At 46.4% G+C, this 17156-nt stretch carries 16 protein-coding genes; 8 read left to right on the plus strand and 8 right to left on the minus strand.

The features are described from left to right. Window positions 1–28: 28 nt before the first annotated feature. A complete protein-coding gene (locus QUA47_RS05010; RefSeq protein ID WP_333429921.1) occupies window positions 29–922 on the minus strand; it encodes a caspase family protein in 894 nt (297 codons plus the stop codon). Window position 923: 1 nt separating this feature from the next. After that, window positions 924–1340 carry a Pepco domain-containing protein gene (locus tag QUA47_RS05015; protein ID WP_333429922.1) on the minus strand — a complete coding sequence of 139 codons (417 nt, stop codon included), beginning with the start codon at window positions 1338–1340 and terminating at the stop codon, window positions 924–926. A gap of 287 nt (window positions 1341–1627) precedes the next feature. Between QUA47_RS05015 and ispG the strand changes: the two genes are divergently transcribed. Together ispG and ctpC are read left to right on the plus strand one after the other, a co-directional pair. After that, window positions 1628–2848, plus strand: a complete 1221-nt coding sequence (ispG, locus tag QUA47_RS05020) for a (E)-4-hydroxy-3-methylbut-2-enyl-diphosphate synthase (protein WP_333429923.1) — start codon at window positions 1628–1630, stop codon at window positions 2846–2848. Window positions 2849–3170: 322 nt separating this feature from the next. Next, window positions 3171–4526 carry a carboxyl-terminal processing protease CtpC gene (gene ctpC, locus QUA47_RS05025; protein ID WP_333429924.1) on the plus strand — a complete coding sequence of 452 codons (1356 nt, stop codon included), beginning with the start codon at window positions 3171–3173 and terminating at the stop codon, window positions 4524–4526. Between the two features lie 317 nt (window positions 4527–4843). Here ctpC and QUA47_RS05030 read toward each other — a convergent pair whose 3' ends face one another. After that, on the minus strand, window positions 4844–5029 hold the full coding sequence (locus tag QUA47_RS05030) for a DDE transposase family protein (protein ID WP_333429925.1): 186 nt from the start codon (window positions 5027–5029) through the stop codon (window positions 4844–4846). A 301-nt stretch (window positions 5030–5330) separates the two neighbouring features. Between QUA47_RS05030 and QUA47_RS05035 the strand changes: the two genes are divergently transcribed. Continuing rightward, the gene (locus QUA47_RS05035) at window positions 5331–7901 is read left to right on the plus strand and encodes a heavy metal translocating P-type ATPase (protein WP_333429926.1); all 2571 of its coding nucleotides are present in this window, start codon (window positions 5331–5333) and stop codon (window positions 7899–7901) included. Window positions 7902–8238: 337 nt separating this feature from the next. Here QUA47_RS05035 and QUA47_RS05040 read toward each other — a convergent pair whose 3' ends face one another. Beyond that, window positions 8239–8586 (minus strand): hypothetical protein, encoded by a 348-nt coding sequence (locus tag QUA47_RS05040; protein ID WP_190659999.1) that lies wholly within the window; start codon window positions 8584–8586, stop codon window positions 8239–8241. A gap of 105 nt (window positions 8587–8691) precedes the next feature. Here QUA47_RS05040 and tmk point away from each other — a divergent pair, with 105 nt between their 5' ends. The 4 genes from tmk (at window position 8692) to QUA47_RS05060 (ending at window position 12502) form a co-directional block, all read left to right on the plus strand. Further along, on the plus strand, window positions 8692–9360 hold the full coding sequence (gene tmk, locus QUA47_RS05045; RefSeq protein WP_333429927.1) for a dTMP kinase: 669 nt from the start codon (window positions 8692–8694) through the stop codon (window positions 9358–9360). 257 nt (window positions 9361–9617) lie between these two features. Further along, complete coding sequence (locus QUA47_RS05050; RefSeq protein ID WP_333429928.1) at window positions 9618–10580, plus strand: DNA polymerase III subunit delta'; 963 nt, start codon at window positions 9618–9620, stop codon at window positions 10578–10580. Window positions 10581–10607: 27 nt separating this feature from the next. Beyond that, on the plus strand, window positions 10608–11093 hold the full coding sequence (gene msrA, locus QUA47_RS05055) for a peptide-methionine (S)-S-oxide reductase MsrA (protein WP_445302482.1): 486 nt from the start codon (window positions 10608–10610) through the stop codon (window positions 11091–11093). A 572-nt stretch (window positions 11094–11665) separates the two neighbouring features. After that, window positions 11666–12502: a metallophosphoesterase gene (locus QUA47_RS05060; RefSeq protein WP_333429929.1), complete on the plus strand. Its 837-nt coding sequence runs from the start codon at window positions 11666–11668 to the stop codon at window positions 12500–12502. A 201-nt stretch (window positions 12503–12703) separates the two neighbouring features. Here the strand turns inward: QUA47_RS05060 and rppA are convergent, their stop codons facing one another. The 3 genes from rppA to QUA47_RS05075 all read right to left on the minus strand — a co-directional run bounded on the left by rppA (window position 12704) and on the right by QUA47_RS05075 (window position 14533). After that, window positions 12704–13390 (minus strand): two-component system response regulator RppA, encoded by a 687-nt coding sequence (gene rppA / locus QUA47_RS05065; protein ID WP_190659991.1) that lies wholly within the window; start codon window positions 13388–13390, stop codon window positions 12704–12706. Window positions 13391–13442: 52 nt separating this feature from the next. Beyond that, window positions 13443–14093, minus strand: a complete 651-nt coding sequence (locus tag QUA47_RS05070) for a glutathione S-transferase family protein (protein WP_333429930.1) — start codon at window positions 14091–14093, stop codon at window positions 13443–13445. Window positions 14094–14266: 173 nt separating this feature from the next. After that, a complete protein-coding gene (locus QUA47_RS05075; protein WP_333429931.1) occupies window positions 14267–14533 on the minus strand; it encodes a hypothetical protein in 267 nt (88 codons plus the stop codon). A gap of 198 nt (window positions 14534–14731) precedes the next feature. On the opposite strand from QUA47_RS05075, the gene hisG reads away from it, so the two are divergent. Further along, window positions 14732–15376, plus strand: coding sequence for an ATP phosphoribosyltransferase (gene hisG, locus QUA47_RS05080; protein ID WP_006633153.1), 645 nt, complete (start codon window positions 14732–14734; stop codon window positions 15374–15376). 145 nt (window positions 15377–15521) lie between these two features. Here the strand turns inward: hisG and QUA47_RS05085 are convergent, their stop codons facing one another. Then, entirely contained in the window at window positions 15522–16979 is a 1458-nt protein-coding gene (locus QUA47_RS05085) for a response regulator (RefSeq protein ID WP_333429932.1), read from the minus strand. Window positions 16980–17156: the final 177 nt, after the last annotated feature.

Below are 17156 nucleotides of genomic sequence, written 5' to 3' on the forward strand. Positions count from 1 at the left end.
TCTATCCTTTCTCTGCGCTGTGCTTATCTCAATGGTCAACTTTCCACTTGATATATGTGCAAAACTGAGATGCACCCCCAGGAAATGCAACTAATACCCGAATCCATAACTGTTCTGCCAAATCTAGATTCTTATTGAGTTCAGCCTGGGAAGCATCATACTTGAGCGTCCGCTCATCATCTAACGTGGCGTATTTCGGCAAAAGAATTAGGTGAGATTTTTCAATAGGTTCAGCAATAGTCAGAGGTGTTTGCTTGGGTTTCCCAAATTTGCGATTGAGTTCGGTTACTCGCTGGATTAAATATTGATTCAATCGTTCAACAGTCGCACATTTACCTTGAGTACCCAATCCTTCTAGTAACGCACAAGTAAAAACACCTTGCTGTAAATCTTCAATTTCATAAGATATCTGATTTGGACTACAGGAAGCAATGCTGATGACTCCCATTTGCCGCGCTTGTTCGGCGGTTTGACGGCCAATCCCCTCAACTGACTTTCCCTCATCGCGGCAAGCATCCAAAATCAAAATAATATTATCAGCCCCGCAGCGTCGCAAGCGTTGGATAATGTGGTTAACTGAAATATTACTATTTGCAATATCTTCGGGAAAACCGTCAGTCGGTATCAAATAATCGCACCCATCTTGACGAACTCCGTGACCGCTAAAGAAAAACCAAAAGTTATCTCCCGCACTCATAAAAGGCTGTTCAAACCTAACGTGTAACAACCGCAGCACGTTCGATCTAGTAGGCAGCAACTGTTTGTCCGATGAGTCTTCCGAGAAATGGTAAACTTTCTCAAATCCCGCCTCCTTGCAGAGAAAATCCCGCATTAATTCTGCATCCCGCTTAGCATATTTTAGCGGACGTTGCAGGTGCTCGTATTCATTAATACCTATGACAACAGCCCAATTTTTCGCCATTTCACTTTGATTGTTCCCGTTTAAACTTGAGCTTTATCGCTCCTTTTCCTCCCGCTGCAACCCCGTTACCGATGATGCTAATTTGTCCCTGACCGTTAATTTCCACCGATAGCTCAATTTCGTCTAACTCCATCTTAGACTTGCGATCGCGCTTCTCTTCACTGCGGATTAGGAGTCGATCGACAACTGCCAGCAAATGAGCCATTTCTTGCTCTAATGTCTCTACACTGACATTATGAATTCTAAATTCACCCGCAGCATCGGGAACTTTTGGCGGTTTAGAAGACTGTGGCAGTGGTTCCATATCCAAGAAAGGTGCTCCCCCCATTCCCAGACTTTTGCCACCATCAGCAGTAACAACTTGAGGCGACTCGCCCGGAATATCGCTGGTCACAATCCTAATCGTTTCATCTGGCATAACTGCTGAAAACTCCAAAGTATTTATATAAATTTGTCAGATTCTAACTTAGATTCTAACGAGAAATTGCAGCCAAAATCTTCATTAACCTATCTTCGCGTTCCCGGTGATGCCTGCGTAACACGACGAACCCAACCGACATCATGTGAGTGGGAGGTAGGCGAGCATTTTTATCCCAAATCCTAAATCCCAAAACCTCATTGTCCAAACAGACCCTTTCTATGGCAACCTGAAAAATAGGAAACAGAATTTTATAGAGCTTGGTAACAGAACACTAGCACTCACTTATGCAAACTCTACCAAATCCAACTAAAAGCGCATCTAGCCAACCGATTTTCGACACCACCATCAAACGCCGCAAAACCCGACCAGTCAAAGTCGGTAGCGTCACCATCGGCGGCGGCAACCCCGTCGTCGTACAGTCGATGATTAACGAAGACACCCTCGACATCGACGGTTCAGTCGCCGGAATTCGGCGCTTGCACGAGATTGGCTGCGAAATCGTCCGCGTCACCGTGCCCAGCATGGCCCACGCCAAAGCATTAGCCGAAATCAAGCAAAAACTGCACGCCACCTACCAACCCGTGCCCCTCGTGGCCGATGTCCACCACAACGGCATGAAAATTGCCCTGGAAGTGGCGAAACACGTAGACAAAGTGAGAATCAATCCCGGACTTTACGTGTTCGAGAAGCCGAAAGCCGACAGAAGCGAATACACCGACAGCGAATTCGCCGAAATTGGCGAAAAAATCCGCGAAACCCTGGAACCTTTGGTGATTTCCCTGCGCGACCAAGGCAAAGCTTTGCGAATCGGCGTCAATCACGGTTCCCTCGCCGAACGGATGCTTTTTACCTACGGCGACACGCCCGAAGGCATGGTAGAATCCGCCCTGGAATTCATCAAAATTTGCGAATCCCTCGACTTCCGAAATATCGTAATTTCCCTGAAAGCCTCCCGCGCGCCGGTGATGGTTGCTGCTTACCGCTTGATGGTGCACCGGATGGACGAACTCGGCATGGATTACCCGCTGCATTTGGGCGTCACGGAAGCAGGAGATGGCGAATACGGCCGCATCAAATCCACCGCAGGCCTGGCACCTTTGTTAGCTGACGGTATCGGTGACACCATCCGCGTCTCGCTGACAGAGGCCCCTGAAAAGGAGATTCCCGTTTGCTACAGCATTCTGCAAGCCTTGGGACTGCGGAAAACGATGGTTGAGTATGTCGCTTGTCCTTCCTGCGGTCGCACTTTGTTTAATTTAGAAGAAGTGTTACACAAAGTGAGAGAGGCGACGAAGCATCTCACGGGTTTGGACATAGCAGTAATGGGCTGTATTGTCAATGGCCCGGGAGAAATGGCTGATGCTGACTACGGCTACGTCGGGAAGCAACCGGGTTATATTTCGCTGTACCGGGGCCGGGAAGAAATTAAGAAAGTGCCGGAAGACCGAGGTGTACAAGAATTGATTGATTTGATTAAATCGGACGATCGCTGGGTCGATCCTTAGCCCCTGAAGAACAGGCAAGATGCCTGTTCCACAAAACATCAAGTTTCTTGTGGGCCGTTGCTCCTAGCCCGTCAGGAACAGGCAAGATGCCTGTTCCACAAAACATCAAGTTTCTTGGGGGCCGTTGCTCCTAGCCCGTCAGGAACAGGCAAGATGCCTGTTCCACAAAACATCAAGTTTCTTGTGGGCCGTTGCTCCTAGCCCGCCCTGAATAGAAGTCGGCAAAGTGGAATAATATATGTACGCCAAACGCGAGCCGGCCTTGCCTGTGTTAGATTGAGCGTAATTATTCTGAACTCTTTTCCTCCCGCGCGTCAGACAAATGGTTATAACAAAACGAGGGCTTGTTCTAAGTGCAGCAGCGGTGGTACTCACTGCTGTAACTCTTGCGAACACTGGTTGCAGTTCTAAATCTCTGGCTTCTTTTCGGGGAAGCCCTAAAGAGTTGGTTGATGAAGTTTGGCAAATTATTGACAAAAGTTATGTAGATGGCACTTTTAACCAGGTTGACTGGAAAGCGGTGCGGAATGAATATTTGAACCGGACTTATACCAGCGACGAGGAAGCTTACAAAGCAATTCGGGAAATGCTGAAGAAGCTGGACGATCCTTATACGCGGTTTATGGACCCTCAAGAGTTCAGAAATATGCAGGTTGACACTTCTGGGGAACTGACAGGAGTTGGGATTCAGTTGACTCAAGATGAGGAAACCAAAAAGTTGGTGGTGATTTCGCCGATCGAAGATACCCCGGCTTTTACTGCTGGTATTCTGGCAAAAGATATCATTACTAAGATTGACGGCAAGAGCACAGAAGGCATGGATACGAATCAAGCGGTAAGTTTGATTCGCGGCCAGGTGGATACTGAGGTGACGCTGACTATTTTGCGGGGAAGCAAGGAATTAGAATTTAAGCTGAAACGCGCTAAAATAGAAATTCATCCCGTGCGGAAGTCGGTGCAGAAAGCTCCGATCGGAGAAGTCGGCTATATTCGCTTAAATCAGTTCAGTGCCAATGCTGCATCGGAAATGCGATCGGCAATTAAGGATTTGGAACAGAAAAAGGTGACGGGCTATATTTTAGACTTGCGTTCCAATCCCGGCGGGTTGCTGTACGGAAGTATTGAAATTGCTCGGATGTGGCTCAAAGAAGGTACGATCGTCTCGACGGTCGATCGAGTCGGTGAGGCCGATAAACAAACTGCAAATAAGGCAGAGCTCACAGACAAACCGTTAGTTGTACTGGTAGACGGCGGTTCAGCAAGTGCTAGCGAGATTCTATCCGGTGCTTTGCAAGACAACAAACGCGCGGTTTTGGTGGGAACAAAGACGTTTGGTAAAGGTTTAGTTCAGTCAGTACGCGGCGTGGGAAATGGTGCCGGTTTGGCGGTGACAATTGCCAAGTATTTTACTCCCAAGGGCACTGATATCAACAAGGCCGGGATTGAACCGGATTTTAAGGTAGAACTCACCGAGGCTCAAAAACAGGAATTGAGGCGCGATCGCGATAAAATCGCTACAACGGCAGATCCGCAGTACGCGAAAGCTATGGAAGTTTTGACACAGCAAGTTACTGGTAAACCAGGGAACAATAAGGCGGAGTCGAAACCGAATGCAGCACCTCCTAAACCGAATGCGGCGCAAGCAAAACCGAGTGCGGCACCTTCTAAATCTAGGTAGAAAACCTGTGTAGGGTTTCAGTTAAAAAAAGCATTCGGGGGAAGATTTACGGCTAAAAGCCAAGATTTTAAACTCGAATGCTTCGCTATTTTTTGCAATCCGTCCGGTGCAACCGAAATTTATATAATTCATCGGCGTTAATCTGTGTTAATCTGCCCTCATCTGCGGTAAAAAAAAGAGAATGTATTAACCGCAGATGACAATGGATTGACCCTGATTCACGCAGAGGTCGAGAAGAGAGATATGAATAATTCCGCTGCTAACAGATTTGATATCACGTTAGCTTTCGCGATGCGGAGGAAAGTAATAGTAATTCGTCATTGCGGCTGGCATTTGCCGGCGCGAATTAATCCGATGCGGCGGGCAATGGCATCTTCGGCAGAATCGTAAGGACCCCACTTTTCAATAATACTGGGGTTTTGTTCTTCAAGTTGCGCGATCTGCAAAATCTCGCAATTCCCCGCAGGGCGTTTGACAATATAAAATTTTGGTGTTTCTGTCATAGCTAAATTCGTCACAAAAAAGCTGGATACTAACTAGGCAATTGGCTCATTATATCAAATAGGGAAACGGCAATGCCGTGTCCCAAGTGTGTCTTAGCATTAAACTCCCAGTCCTACAGTAGTTGAAACCCCTCCCGGGCTGCGGATTTAACCGCCTGCAACTAATAAGAATTAAAAAAAACTAACACTTTTGGAAGATGCCACAATATTTATCTATGATCAAAATATAGACATTTGTCTAAACAGTGCATTCAACCATTTCAGAAGTGGCGAAATATTCTAATCAATACCAAAAAAAACCATGCAATTTCTACCCAAAACAATCCCCGAAATTCAATCAGAAATCATACCAGTTAAAGAATCACCGCCAGAACTTGTTACTTTCGATGTCGGCGGGATGAAATGTGCCGGCTGCGCGAAAGCTGTGGAACGCCAACTCATGCAGTATTCAGGCGTAATTTCAGCTTGCGTTAACTTAGCCGTAGAAGTGGCGACGGTTGAGTGTCAACCGGGGACTGTCGATGCAGAGGCTTTAGCGAAAAAGTTGACTGATAATGGATTTCCCTCTCAGTCTCGTTTAGGTGAAAATCAGCGGGAAGCAGAAGCGGCAACAATTGAACGGCGACAGCAAGAAATTCGACAGCAAATAAACCAATTGACGATCGCCCTGATCCTAATTATTTTATCCGGTTTAGGTCACGTACTCGGCACAAAAGCCCCAATTCTCAGCAATATTTGGTTTCACTGGGGACTCGCCACCCTAGCTTTGCTGCTACCGGGCCGCCCGATTATCGTTGACGGGTGCCGCAGTTTGTGGCGAAATGCACCCAACATGAATACTTTGGTAGCTTTAGGCGCTGTCACAGCTTACACGGCTAGCAACGCGGCGCTGCTGTTTCCACGGATGGGATGGGAGTGCTTTTTTGACGAACCGGTGATGCTGCTGGGTTTTATTTTGTTGGGCAAAACTCTCGAACAGCAAGCCAGACGGCGCGCTGCATCAGCTTTGCAAGCTTTAATCGCATTGCAGCCGGCGAAAGCCCGCTTAGTTGATTTTAAACTCCCGAGTTTAGATTTGCGATCGCAAGAGTTGCCTTTAAATTCGACATCAGAGGTCTACGATCCACAATACATTGAAATTCCCGCCGATCGCGTCCGAGTCGGAGAATGGCTGCAAGTTTTGCCCGGGGAAAAAATACCGGTAGACGGCGAAATTTGCGAAGGCAAAACAACCATAGATGAGTCGATGCTGACTGGCGAATCAATGCCGGTTTTGAAGCAGCCAGGAGATACTGTTGCGGCGGGAACTATCAATAAATCCGGGGCAGTTGTGATGCGGGCAACTCGCACCGGTAAGGAAACCACTGTAGCTCAAATGGTGGCTTTGGTGCAGGCAGCCCAAACTCGCAAAGCGCCGATTCAAAATTTAGCTGATACTGTTGCGGGATATTTTGTCTATGGGGTAATGGCGATATCGGTTTTAACTTTCCTATTTTGGTATTTTGCCGGCACTCATATTTGGCCTTCTGTGCTTGTAGGACAGGGGGCAATGGATATGGGACACGGGGCAATGAATATGGGAAATCAATTGCCAATTATCCATTATCAATCGCCTTTGCTGTTAAGTTTGAAATTGGCGATCGCAGTTTTAGTCATTGCTTGTCCTTGCGCTTTGGGACTGGCTACCCCAACTGCAATTTTAGTCGGTTCTGGCATCGGGGCGGAGCGCGGACTTTTAATTCGCGGTGGTGATGTTTTAGAACGGGTGCATCAATTAGATACGGTGGTTTTTGACAAGACTGGCACTCTGACAACCGGAAATCTCACACTCACAGATTATTTGCCGATTTTCCAGAATTCGGAGTGGGATTTGAACTCAGATATTAATGTTGGCAACAAACAAGATGTTGGTTCCACAATTGAAGGGGTTTCTGGCAACAGGCAAGATGCCTGTTCCACAATTGATGGGGTTTCTGGCAACAGGCAAGATGCCTGTTCCACAATTGACTCAAAACTGCTGCAAATTGCGGCGGCGGTGGAAAGGGGCGCTTCTCATCCCATCGCCGCAGCGATTTTGCTGGAAGCTCAACAGCAAGGTTTGCCGCTGCTAGCTGCTGAGGATTTCTGCACGGAACCGGGCTTCGGGGTTTCTGCTTTGGTGGAAGGCCGGCGGGTGTTCGCGGGGAATGCTGAGTGGATGAAGGAGCAGGGGGTCGCTGTGGCGACGGAATTGTCGGGGTCTTTGCAAGGCAAAACGGCGGTTTACGTGGCTTCTGGGGGCGTTTTGCTGGGGGTAATCGGGCTAAAAGATACTCTGAGGCCAGATGCTAAGGCGGCGGTGGAACGTTTGCGGGGCATGGGATTGCGGGTGATGATGCTCACGGGAGATACGGCGTCTGCGGCGGCGGTGACGGCGCAGCAGCTAGATTTGACGCCGGCTGATGTTTTGGCCGAAGTGCGGCCGGATGGGAAGGCTCGGGCGATCGCGGCTTTGCAAGCCCAAGGCTGTAAAGTGGCTGTGGTGGGGGATGGTATCAATGACGCCCCGGCTTTGGCTCAAGCTGATGTCGGTATCGGTTTGCACTGCGGCACTGATGTCGCAGTTGAGACTGCTCAAATTGTGCTGATGCGAAATGCTTTGATGGATGTTGTTGAGTCGATCGAGCTGGGGCGCGCTACTTTCAATAAGATTCGCCAAAATTTATTTTGGGCTTTTGGTTACAATACTCTGGGAATTCCCGTGGCAGCGGGTATCTTGCTGCCTGCAACCGGAATTCTACTCAGTCCTGCGGCGGCCGGAGCATTTATGGCGTTTAGTTCTGTTAGCGTGGTTACAAATTCTTTGTTTTTGCGCCGGGGATTTCGAGCTTAAATTGAGGGCTTGTAGATCAAAGTCGGAGGTCATATCGTTTCCGGTTGCACTCGTGACCATATAAAGGACACGGCAGTGCCGTTTCCCTACCTGGATTAATTGTAGGGAAACGGCACTGCCGTGTCACAAGCTGTGGGTAATATTAATTTCGATGCTACCGGATTTGATCTCATCGGTCATTAGCTACAAACTAATGACTAATGACCTCATCTCAAGACGGATATAAGCCCCTGACACTAAAAGTGGAGACCAAAGAAGTTTCGAGATTAGTTCGAGGCCCCAGATTCATCTGTGGAGTCAATCTAAAATCTAAAATGTAAAATCGACTGACTGATGGCTACAGTGCCATACTTTCCAAAAGTCGCCAGTTGTTGTTGTTCATAATTGAACGACTCACTAGCTCGAACATTTGACGGCAGTGGTTGTTGGTTTGCAGGGGCAGTTCTTCGTTTTTAATCACGAAGTTCATGCGAACCTCTGAGTCGCTGGCCGTGTTTTTCTCAATTAGGACTTCTGCGGTGACAAGTTTGGCAATCGAAACTTGACCTGGGAGCTCGCGAGCCATGACCGAATCTCCTGTATTGTAGATAATATCAAGATTGCATGACTCTAAAATTTCAATCAGGGACTGACGGAGACGGTCGATCGGAACGGCAACGATAAAAAAACCAGTATAGCGAGCCATAGACAACTCCAGCCGTGAGGCATTTAGACTTTATTATCATACCGAACCTAGAACAGATGCACAGAACAATATGGATTTATTTTATTCAGGTGGAAAGTTAGGGCAATGAAAGGCAAACTGATCGTGTTTGAGGGGGTTGAAGGTGCCGGTAAAACTACGCAAATACAGCGCTTGATACAGTTCCTGCAAGCAAGTTGCTTTCTGAGAGTCCGCTTGGTGGCTACTCGCGAACCGGGGGGTACTGAGCTGGGAAGGGGACTGCGACATTTGTTGCTGAAACAAGATGGGGGCGAATCTGTATCCGATCGAGCAGAATTACTCATGTACGCTGCCGATCGCGCTCAACACGTCGAAACTTTTCTCAAACCCGAGTTATCGAAGGGAACGATTGTTTTATGCGATCGCTTTACTGACTCTACGATTGCTTATCAGGGCTACGGCCGCGGTCTTAAGCTAAATTTAATTAAGCAGTTGAATGAAATTGCCACCGGCGGCTTGGAAAGCGATCTGACTTTGTGGCTGGATATTAATGTGGAGGCGGGTTTGGCGAGGGTAAGGGCCCGGGGAGGGTGCGATCGGATCGAGCAAGCAGATTTGAAGTTTCACCGCCTTGTACAGCAAGGTTTTGCGGAGTTAGCCGAGGAAAATAAATCTCGAATTGTCCGGATAAATGCCGATCGCCCTGAATATGAAGTGGCTCAGGAAATTCAAACTATTGTAACTAGCAGGTTTGAAGCTTGGGGATATTTAAATAATACCTCTTCTGAAAAATAGCGCTAGATAATGTGTAGAGACACGGCAATGCCCTGTCCGGCTCCAAGAACTTACAATTTAACATTCTTAACTCAAAACACTTATTTAGCAGTCCCTTAAACCACAATAACCTTTTAGTATTATACCAACCACCCCCGACGCTTAAGATGTTCTGACTTGCTGAAACCCGAGATTTTCTTCCTTCTTCCTTCTTCCTTCTTCCTTCTTCCTTCTTCCTTCTTCCTTCTTCCTTCTTCCTTCTTCCTTCTTCCGCAAACATGAATTATTTCACATCATTAATCGGACAAGAGCAAGCAGTAGAATTGCTAACACAAGCAGTCGAGCGCAACCGAATTGCTCCTGGTTATTTATTTGTCGGCTCTAACGGCATCGGCAAAAGTTTAGCTGCTCAGTCTTTCATCGAGCTTTTATTCTCAGCCAATCTTGCCGAAACCCGATTAATAGCCTCCGTGCAAAATCGCGTGCGGCAGCGGAATCATCCAGACTTACTCTGGGTAGAACCAACTTACATGAGCCAAGGCAAACGGCTGTCGCCAAAGGAAGCAGAGGAAGCCGGTTTAAAACGGAAAGCACCGCCACAAATTCGCTTAGAACAAGTTCGAGAAATCGGTGAATTTCTCAGCCGACCGCCGCTAGAAGCTGCGCGTTCAGTCGTAGTTTTGGAACAAGCAGAAACAATGGGTGAGGGAGCAGCTAACGGCTTGTTGAAAACATTGGAAGAACCTGGAAAAGCAGCGCTCGTTTTAATTGCTCCGACTGTGGAAGCTTTGCTGCCGACTTTAATTTCCCGCTGTCAAAAAATCCAGTTTTCTCGGCTGAATCCCCAAGCAATGGCACAAGTTTTGCAGCAAGCGGGATTCGCGGAGATTTTAGATCATCCCGAGGTAATGGGGATGGCTCAGGGAAGTCCTGGGGAGGCAATTTCTATTTGGCAGCAACTGCAATCAATACCCGATGATTTGCTGCAAAAGGTGAAGCAGTTGCCTCAAAACCTGCGGTCTGCTTTGGAATTGGCCAAGGAAATTGATAAAACTTTAGATACTGAATCTCAGTTGTGGTTAATCGATTATTTGCAGCACTGTTACTGGCAGCAATTTTTGGCAGGAGGAATTAGCCGATCGCCCTTAGAGCCCTTGGAGAAAGCACGACAATATTTGCTAAACTACGTACAACCGCGATTGGTTTGGGAATGCACACTAATGGGAATATGTCAAGCATAATTTAGTGCCGAGTTTGAGCGCAATACGATGAGTAACACGATGGAAAAAGCCACATTTGCAGCCGGTTGTTTTTGGGGAGTTGAACACAAGTTTCGCGCCGTTGCGGGTGTCGTCTCAACTGCTGCGGGCTACACAGGAGGTCACTGGCCGAATCCCTGCTACCTGGATGTTTGCGCCAGAGTCACCGGTCACGCTGAATCTGTGCTGATAGAGTACGATCGATCGCAGGTGAGTTACGAAGCACTGCTAGATGTATTCTGGAACTGTCACGATCCCACCCAAATCAATCGCCAAGGCCCCGATAGAGGTGAACAGTACAGGTCTGTGATTTTTTATCATAATTCCGAACAAGAAAAAGCCGCTCGCCTCTCCAAACAAAAATTGCAAATTTCCGGTAAATACGACAAAGATATTGCCACCGAAATCCAACCTGCTGGTGAATTTTATATGGCAGAGGATTACCACCAGCAATATATTGAGAAGAAGCGGATTTCCTCAAAAGTCATTAGTTAAAAATTAGGCAGACCCCACAAAGAATAAAATATCGTAGGGGCGGTAAGGCAATGATCTATACTAGCGACCAGTTTATTATTAATGCAAAACTCGGCCTCCCCTACGCCATGTTTATTTCCACCTACTTAGTAATAAATCATTAGTCATGAGATAGTGTTTGGTAGGGGCAATCCCCCGGTGGTAGCCCCATTCTATAGCGATGCGGCACAAGTCTCAGCTTTGAAAATTGCCAAAAGAAATATAGATGCGGGGCAGGAATGCCACTGTGAAGAAGAGCGAGCGCGTTTTAAACAGCTTGTTACGCAAGTCATAATTTTATAAAAATGCTGTAGTAGTTGGGCGCGTAAGACTCCAAAAATTTTGAAAGAAAGCCTAAATGAAGATTGAGAATTTATGTTTCAATTTTCTTGATTAATCCCGGTTTTTGCGTCCAGGACTGTAGTCATTAGTTAGCAATTAGTAGTCATTACTTAGATGACAGAAGGAAAAGAGAAGAATATCTAGTTTGGCAGTCTTGCTTGTTTATTTGCTAAGCTAAAGGTGGCGCTCTGTCCTCAATAAACTTTAGATTTATGCACAGGTTATTAACTGGGAAACTGCGAATAGAGTATTTAACAATACCAATCGCTAATCTTCCAGCAAATCTATCCGGTATTAAAATTGTACAGCTTACTGACTTTCACTATGACGGGGTGCGGCTGTCGGAATGGTTGCTAGAAGAGGCGATTGCGGCAGCAAATGAAGCTGAACCCGACCTGATTTTTTTAACTGGTGACTTTATTACCTACGACCCCGCACCTATTTACACCTTAGTGCAGCGATTGAAAAACTTGCAAAGTCGGCTGGGAATTTACGCGGTTTTGGGCAATCACGACCACTATTGGCCGAGGGCAAAAACAGAGGTTACTAATGCTTTAAATAGCGTCGGGATTCGGGTTTTGTACAACGAAGCAGTCTATCCTTTGGGGTCAGAATTGGCTTTAGTTGGGTTGGCAGATTTTTGGTCGGGCGATTTTGCGCCTAAACCTGTAATGGCATCAATAAATCCCGCGATTCCTCGGATTGTCTTGTCTCACAATCCCGATACTGCTGAAAAGCTGCAAAATTGGCGGATTGATTTGCAGTTGTCTGGGCACACTCACGGCGGTCAAATCGTTATTCCTGGTATCGGCCCTTTGTACGCTTGGGTCAGAAAAATAGGCTTTTTGATTCCTAAACGAATCCGAAAGTTCATTCCTTTGCTGTCGGCTTGCGATCGAGTAGTTACTCACTGGGAATGGGCTAGCGGTTTGCATCAGGTGGGGAGTAATTTGCTGTACGTGAATCGGGGTTTGGGAACTTATTCGCCGGGAAGGCTATTTTGTCCCCCGGAGGTGACAGTAATTACTTTGGTTTGTCAACATCGGTAAGGGCGGGTTTAGGGTGCACACTTTCCCGATAATAGACAGGAAGAGGGAAGTTCGGCAACGGATTCTGTAACGGATGTAACGGATGTCAGGAAGAGGGAAGAGGGAAGAGGGAAGTTCGGCAACGAGCACTGTACAAGATGTAACGGATGTAATGGATGTCAGGAAAAGGGAAGAGGGATTTTTGTACAATTGCTATTATTTTTAATTTGCTTCTCCAAAGCGATAGCCTCTGCCGTAGACTGTGTGAATTAGCACGGATTCGCCCGGGGCTTCTATTTTGCGGCGCAGCAGGCGGATTTGAGCGGCTAATACATTGCTGCTGGGTTTTTCTGCTTCACTCCACAAATACTGGTGGATTTGTTCGTGTGTTAGCAATTGACCGGTATGGCGCATTAAGTATTCTAATAACTGACATTCTTTTTCAGATAAGTCAATTGTGCGATCGCTCCGATAAGCTAATTGATTGTCGTAGTCTAGCTGTAAATCTGCAACTTGTAGCCGCCCGACAGCAACCTCGGCATCAATAGTAGGAGGCCGCCGCAGTAATGCGCGGACTCTGGCTAACAGTTCTCGCAGTTCAAAAGGTTTGACTAAATAGTCGTCTGCACCGGCGTCGAGTCCTTGTACGCGATCGTCTACGGTATCTTTGGCGGTGAGAAATAGCACTGGCGTACTCCGTCCTTGCGATCGCAACTTCTGGCAAATTGCCAGTCCGGTTTGTCTCGGCAGCATCCAATCCAAAATTAGTAAATCGTAATTGCCCTGCATTGCTAAATTGCTGCCACTTGCTCCGTCAAATGCCACATCAACTGTATAACCTTCGCGGGTTAAGACTCGACTCAAAGGGTCAGTTAACTCAACTTCATCATCAACTAAAAGAATCCGCATCCTGATTTCAAACTTGAGATTTGAGATTTTAGGTTAAGTAAACTGATTTTTCCTAGATTTTAATGTGTGGAATACTTTCGGTTTCGCTGCAAGCTGCTGCTACCCATTCCTGGATTGCAGGCAAGGCTAAAATAGCCTCCGCATAAGCTTTGGCTGATGAATCTAATTTGACTCCGTAGGTTACAAAACGCATAACAACGGGGGCAAACATAGCGTCAACAACTGTGAATTTTCCGAATAGCATATTGCCGCCTGTTCCGAATTTTTGGCGGCATTCGCGCCAAATCGCAAAGATGCGATCGATCTCTGCTTCTACACCGGCAGTCATCCCTTCTCCCGGATAGCGGTTGCGGCAGTCCATCGGCATATTGTCGCGCAAATTTTGGAACCCCGCGTGCATTTCGGCGGCAATGGAACGGGCGATCGCCCGTTCCGCTACATCCGCCGGCCACAAATCATTTGCAAAGCGATCGGCAACGTATTCGCAAATTGCTAATGATTCCCAAACTTTCAGATCGCCGTCGATTAAAACTGGCACTTTTCCCGAGGGAGAATAGCGCCGAATTTCTTCATGGGTTGTAGGCCAGTCTAAAGGGATTCTCACCTCGGCAAATTCCAGTCCAGCTTGTTTCATCGCCAGCCAAGCACGCAGCGACCAAGACGAATAATTTTTATTACCAATAACAAGTGTCAATTCGCTCATAGTTTAACTTTCAGCTATTTGCAATCCCAGTTAAATTTTAAGTTTTAGAGTTGAATACACAAAGGCGTGAGACTGAATGACGATCCTCTTCGAGGGTTTCGCTAACGCGCGTTAGCGAAGCCCTCGAAGAGGATCGGCCCGTTTTCTGCACCAGCCTCTGCAAGCATTTTAGATTAACAGCCTCCCAGCGTTCCGCGTTTTTCTGCAAACTGCGATCGGGGGGCTGTATCGAACACACTTGATTTGGCATCGAATGATCTGTCTCTGTGGATTTTGGCATCGTTAGCGGTAGGTACGGTCACTGTATAGTGCATTTCCTCGGCCTCTCCACCACCGCCTGAGAGGATTTCATCTACTGTAATTTTTTTTAGGGAAGCTGGGTCTACATTGTGAAATTTTCTGTCAACTTGTTGACTCTCAAACTCTTGATTGTTTTCCATACTGACCGCCCTTGAAAAACGGGACGACATAAAAACTTACTAAATATAATATATACCCAAACAAAGGAGAGAGCAATAGCCAAAATTTATTTTTCGCTATGAACTCTATGTGTTATTCTGAGTTTGGTAAAAGCTGTTTCTGCTTAGACCGCGATCGCCCCCTTCCCAAATTGAGCAATTTACACTCTAAAAATTGACATGATTACTGTTGCACTTCCCAAAGGTGGATTGTTAGGAGATAGCATTCGCCTGTTTAAATCGGTTGGATTAGACTTCAGTGCTTTTCTCGATTCCTCTAACCGACAACTTCAAATATATGACCCTACCGGTACGGCCAAAGCTTTGCTAGTAAGGACGCACGACGTGCCGGTTTATGTGGAATACGGTCAAGCGGATTTGGGGATTGCTGGCTATGATGTTTTGCGGGAAAAAAAGCCGAAAGTTGCCAATTTAATTGATTTAAAATTTGGCAAGTGTCGGCTGTCGGTGGCGGTGAAGGAATCTAGTTCTTATCGACGAACTGTGGATTTGCCTCCTCACGGTAGAGTTGCTTCTAAGTTCGTACACTGTGCAAGAGAATATTTTCACAATTTAAATTTGCCGGTGGAAATTGTGCCGCTTTACGGTTCTGTGGAGTTGGGGCCGATTACGGGTATGTCGGAGGCAATTGTGGATTTGGTTTCGACTGGCAAAACTTTGCGGGAAAATGGTTTGGTGGAAATTGATGTTTTGTTTGAAAGTTCGGCTTATTTAATCGGTCATCCTTTGAGTTACCGTTTGAATACCGGAGGTGTGAATGAGTTGATCGGGAAGTTGAGAGAGCAAGTTTTGACGACTGTTTGATGCTAACTCCAATTAGAGTAGACTTATTGGATAAATCTTTCATTGATAGGGAAACCACAGACGCAACGCAGGATAGTTGGAGACTTTTGCAATAAGTCTAAACTATTGTAGGGTGGGCTTGTAGCTCGCCCTAAAAGTTAAATCTTTATGAAGTGCTATTTCCCGGTATAAAACCTAGTTTTTCCTGGCAGCGATTTATATAAAAACGGACAACTGTATCCGCAGGGTTTTGTTCTATTAGTTGCTGAAAATATCTCAAGGCGGCGACAAACCTTTCGGATTGCCATCCTTGAATTCCTTTGTCAAATAAACCCTGGGTAAGCTGCTTTGCCTCAGAGTCGGGACAGGAGGCTGCCCAGATTTCGTAGATTTCAATAGCTTGCTGCTTGCCGCGCGGAGTTACTCGATCTATCCAGCGATAGTAATAATTGTTCCTTGGCAAATGGCTGTCAGCAGGAGTCGCCTCAGAAGTAGAAGTAACAGTCTCCTGTGTTTCCACTTCCAAGTCGCACTTTAATAATAGACTTTCTTTTGATTTTGAGTTGGAACTTATGCCATTTAGAAATTCTCTGGCATGAACGATCGCATTTTCGCTAACAATAATTTGGCAACCGTATATTTTAGTTAAATTTTCTAACCTAGAAGCTGTATTTACCACATCGCCGATGACTGTAGAGTCCATGCGACGATCGGAACCTAAAGTGCCGATCATGCCGATACCTGTGTTAATTCCCGTACCAATATTGACGGGAGATTCTAAATTGTATTGGTGGCGACTGGCATTAAATTCTTGCAAAGTTTCTTGCATTGCTACTGCGGCTTCGATCGCATCCATAGCGTGAGAATTCGGCTTGTCAAATACTGCCATGATTGCATCGCCTAGGTATTTGTCAATAAACCCGCCGTGAGACGTTATGCACTCGTTCATTTTAGTAAAAAAAGCGTTCAACCATTCAAAAGTCTCGCGAGCTTGTTGAGATTCGGCGATCGCAGTAAACCCGCGAATGTCGCAAAATAAAATAGTCAGCTCTTCTTCTGTGACATTGCCCAACTGAATAGATTCTATTCCTTGCGGCGCAATTCGTCCCAGAAGTTGCTCTGGCACAAATAGCTGAAATTTTTCTGAAAGATATTCGTTGGCTTCCCAAGCTGCGGCGATTTGGCGTTTGCTTTGCTCTTTGACTTGCTGGTTGAGTTGGGAAGATACAGCTTGCGCTCGCATTTGACTCAACTGCAAAATATTTTCCACTTTCGCCAGCAACAAACGACTGTTAAAAGGCTTTGTCAAATAATCATCGGCCATCATTTCTAACCCTTTGATGCGAGACATATCGTCATCGAGGGCAGTTAAAAAAATCACCGGTACAGTTTGCAATGCGGTATCCTTCCGCAGGATCTCGCACACATCAAAACCGTTCATCTCCGGCATCATAATATCTAGTAAAATTAAATCGGGTCGAGAGGCGCGGGCAAGCGAGAGCGCTTCATGGCCAGATAGGGCTGATACTGTAGCGTATCCTTTCAGGTGCAATAACTCTTCGAGTAAAGTCAGATTAGCTGGCTCGTCATCAACCAACATGATGCAGGGCGACTTGTTTGACATGGAATATGATATAATATATTGAATTTAGCTCGGGAGTTGCGCGTGGGGAAGCTCGAAAACTGGTTGATTCCTATATTTCTCGTTACTAAACTCGATATTTTTCGTAGGAACCAGCTTTCGGAGGCAAGTGCGGGCAAGTCATATACATATTTATCTACTCTTGAGTTTAACCTTTGT

Source organism: Microcoleus sp. MON2_D5, from assembly GCF_036701905.1.
Taxonomy (GTDB): domain Bacteria; phylum Cyanobacteriota; class Cyanobacteriia; order Cyanobacteriales; family Microcoleaceae; genus Microcoleus.

Bases quoted from the DNA above. Each gene is read 5' to 3' on its own strand.
- ispG (WP_333429923.1), top strand. From the start codon at position 1,628: ATGCAAACTCTACCAAATCCAACTAAAAGCGCATCTAGCCAACCGATT.
- QUA47_RS05040 (WP_190659999.1), bottom strand. From the start codon at position 8,586: ATGGCTCGCTATACTGGTTTTTTTATCGTTGCCGTTCCGATCGACCGT.
- hisG (WP_006633153.1), top strand. From the start codon at position 14,732: ATGATTACTGTTGCACTTCCCAAAGGTGGATTGTTAGGAGATAGCATT.
- QUA47_RS05050 (WP_333429928.1), top strand. From the start codon at position 9,618: ATGAATTATTTCACATCATTAATCGGACAAGAGCAAGCAGTAGAATTG.
- QUA47_RS05030 (WP_333429925.1), bottom strand. From the start codon at position 5,029: ATGACAGAAACACCAAAATTTTATATTGTCAAACGCCCTGCGGGGAAT.
- tmk (WP_333429927.1), top strand. From the start codon at position 8,692: ATGAAAGGCAAACTGATCGTGTTTGAGGGGGTTGAAGGTGCCGGTAAA.
- QUA47_RS05060 (WP_333429929.1), top strand. From the start codon at position 11,666: ATGCACAGGTTATTAACTGGGAAACTGCGAATAGAGTATTTAACAATA.
- ctpC (WP_333429924.1), top strand. From the start codon at position 3,171: ATGGTTATAACAAAACGAGGGCTTGTTCTAAGTGCAGCAGCGGTGGTA.
- QUA47_RS05085 (WP_333429932.1), bottom strand. From the start codon at position 16,979: ATGTCAAACAAGTCGCCCTGCATCATGTTGGTTGATGACGAGCCAGCT.
- rppA (WP_190659991.1), bottom strand. From the start codon at position 13,390: ATGCGGATTCTTTTAGTTGATGATGAAGTTGAGTTAACTGACCCTTTG.
- QUA47_RS05010 (WP_333429921.1), bottom strand. From the start codon at position 922: ATGGCGAAAAATTGGGCTGTTGTCATAGGTATTAATGAATACGAGCAC.
- QUA47_RS05075 (WP_333429931.1), bottom strand. From the start codon at position 14,533: ATGGAAAACAATCAAGAGTTTGAGAGTCAACAAGTTGACAGAAAATTT.
- QUA47_RS05035 (WP_333429926.1), top strand. From the start codon at position 5,331: ATGCAATTTCTACCCAAAACAATCCCCGAAATTCAATCAGAAATCATA.
- msrA (WP_445302482.1), top strand. From the start codon at position 10,608: ATGAGTAACACGATGGAAAAAGCCACATTTGCAGCCGGTTGTTTTTGG.
- QUA47_RS05070 (WP_333429930.1), bottom strand. From the start codon at position 14,093: ATGAGCGAATTGACACTTGTTATTGGTAATAAAAATTATTCGTCTTGG.
- QUA47_RS05015 (WP_333429922.1), bottom strand. From the start codon at position 1,340: ATGCCAGATGAAACGATTAGGATTGTGACCAGCGATATTCCGGGCGAG.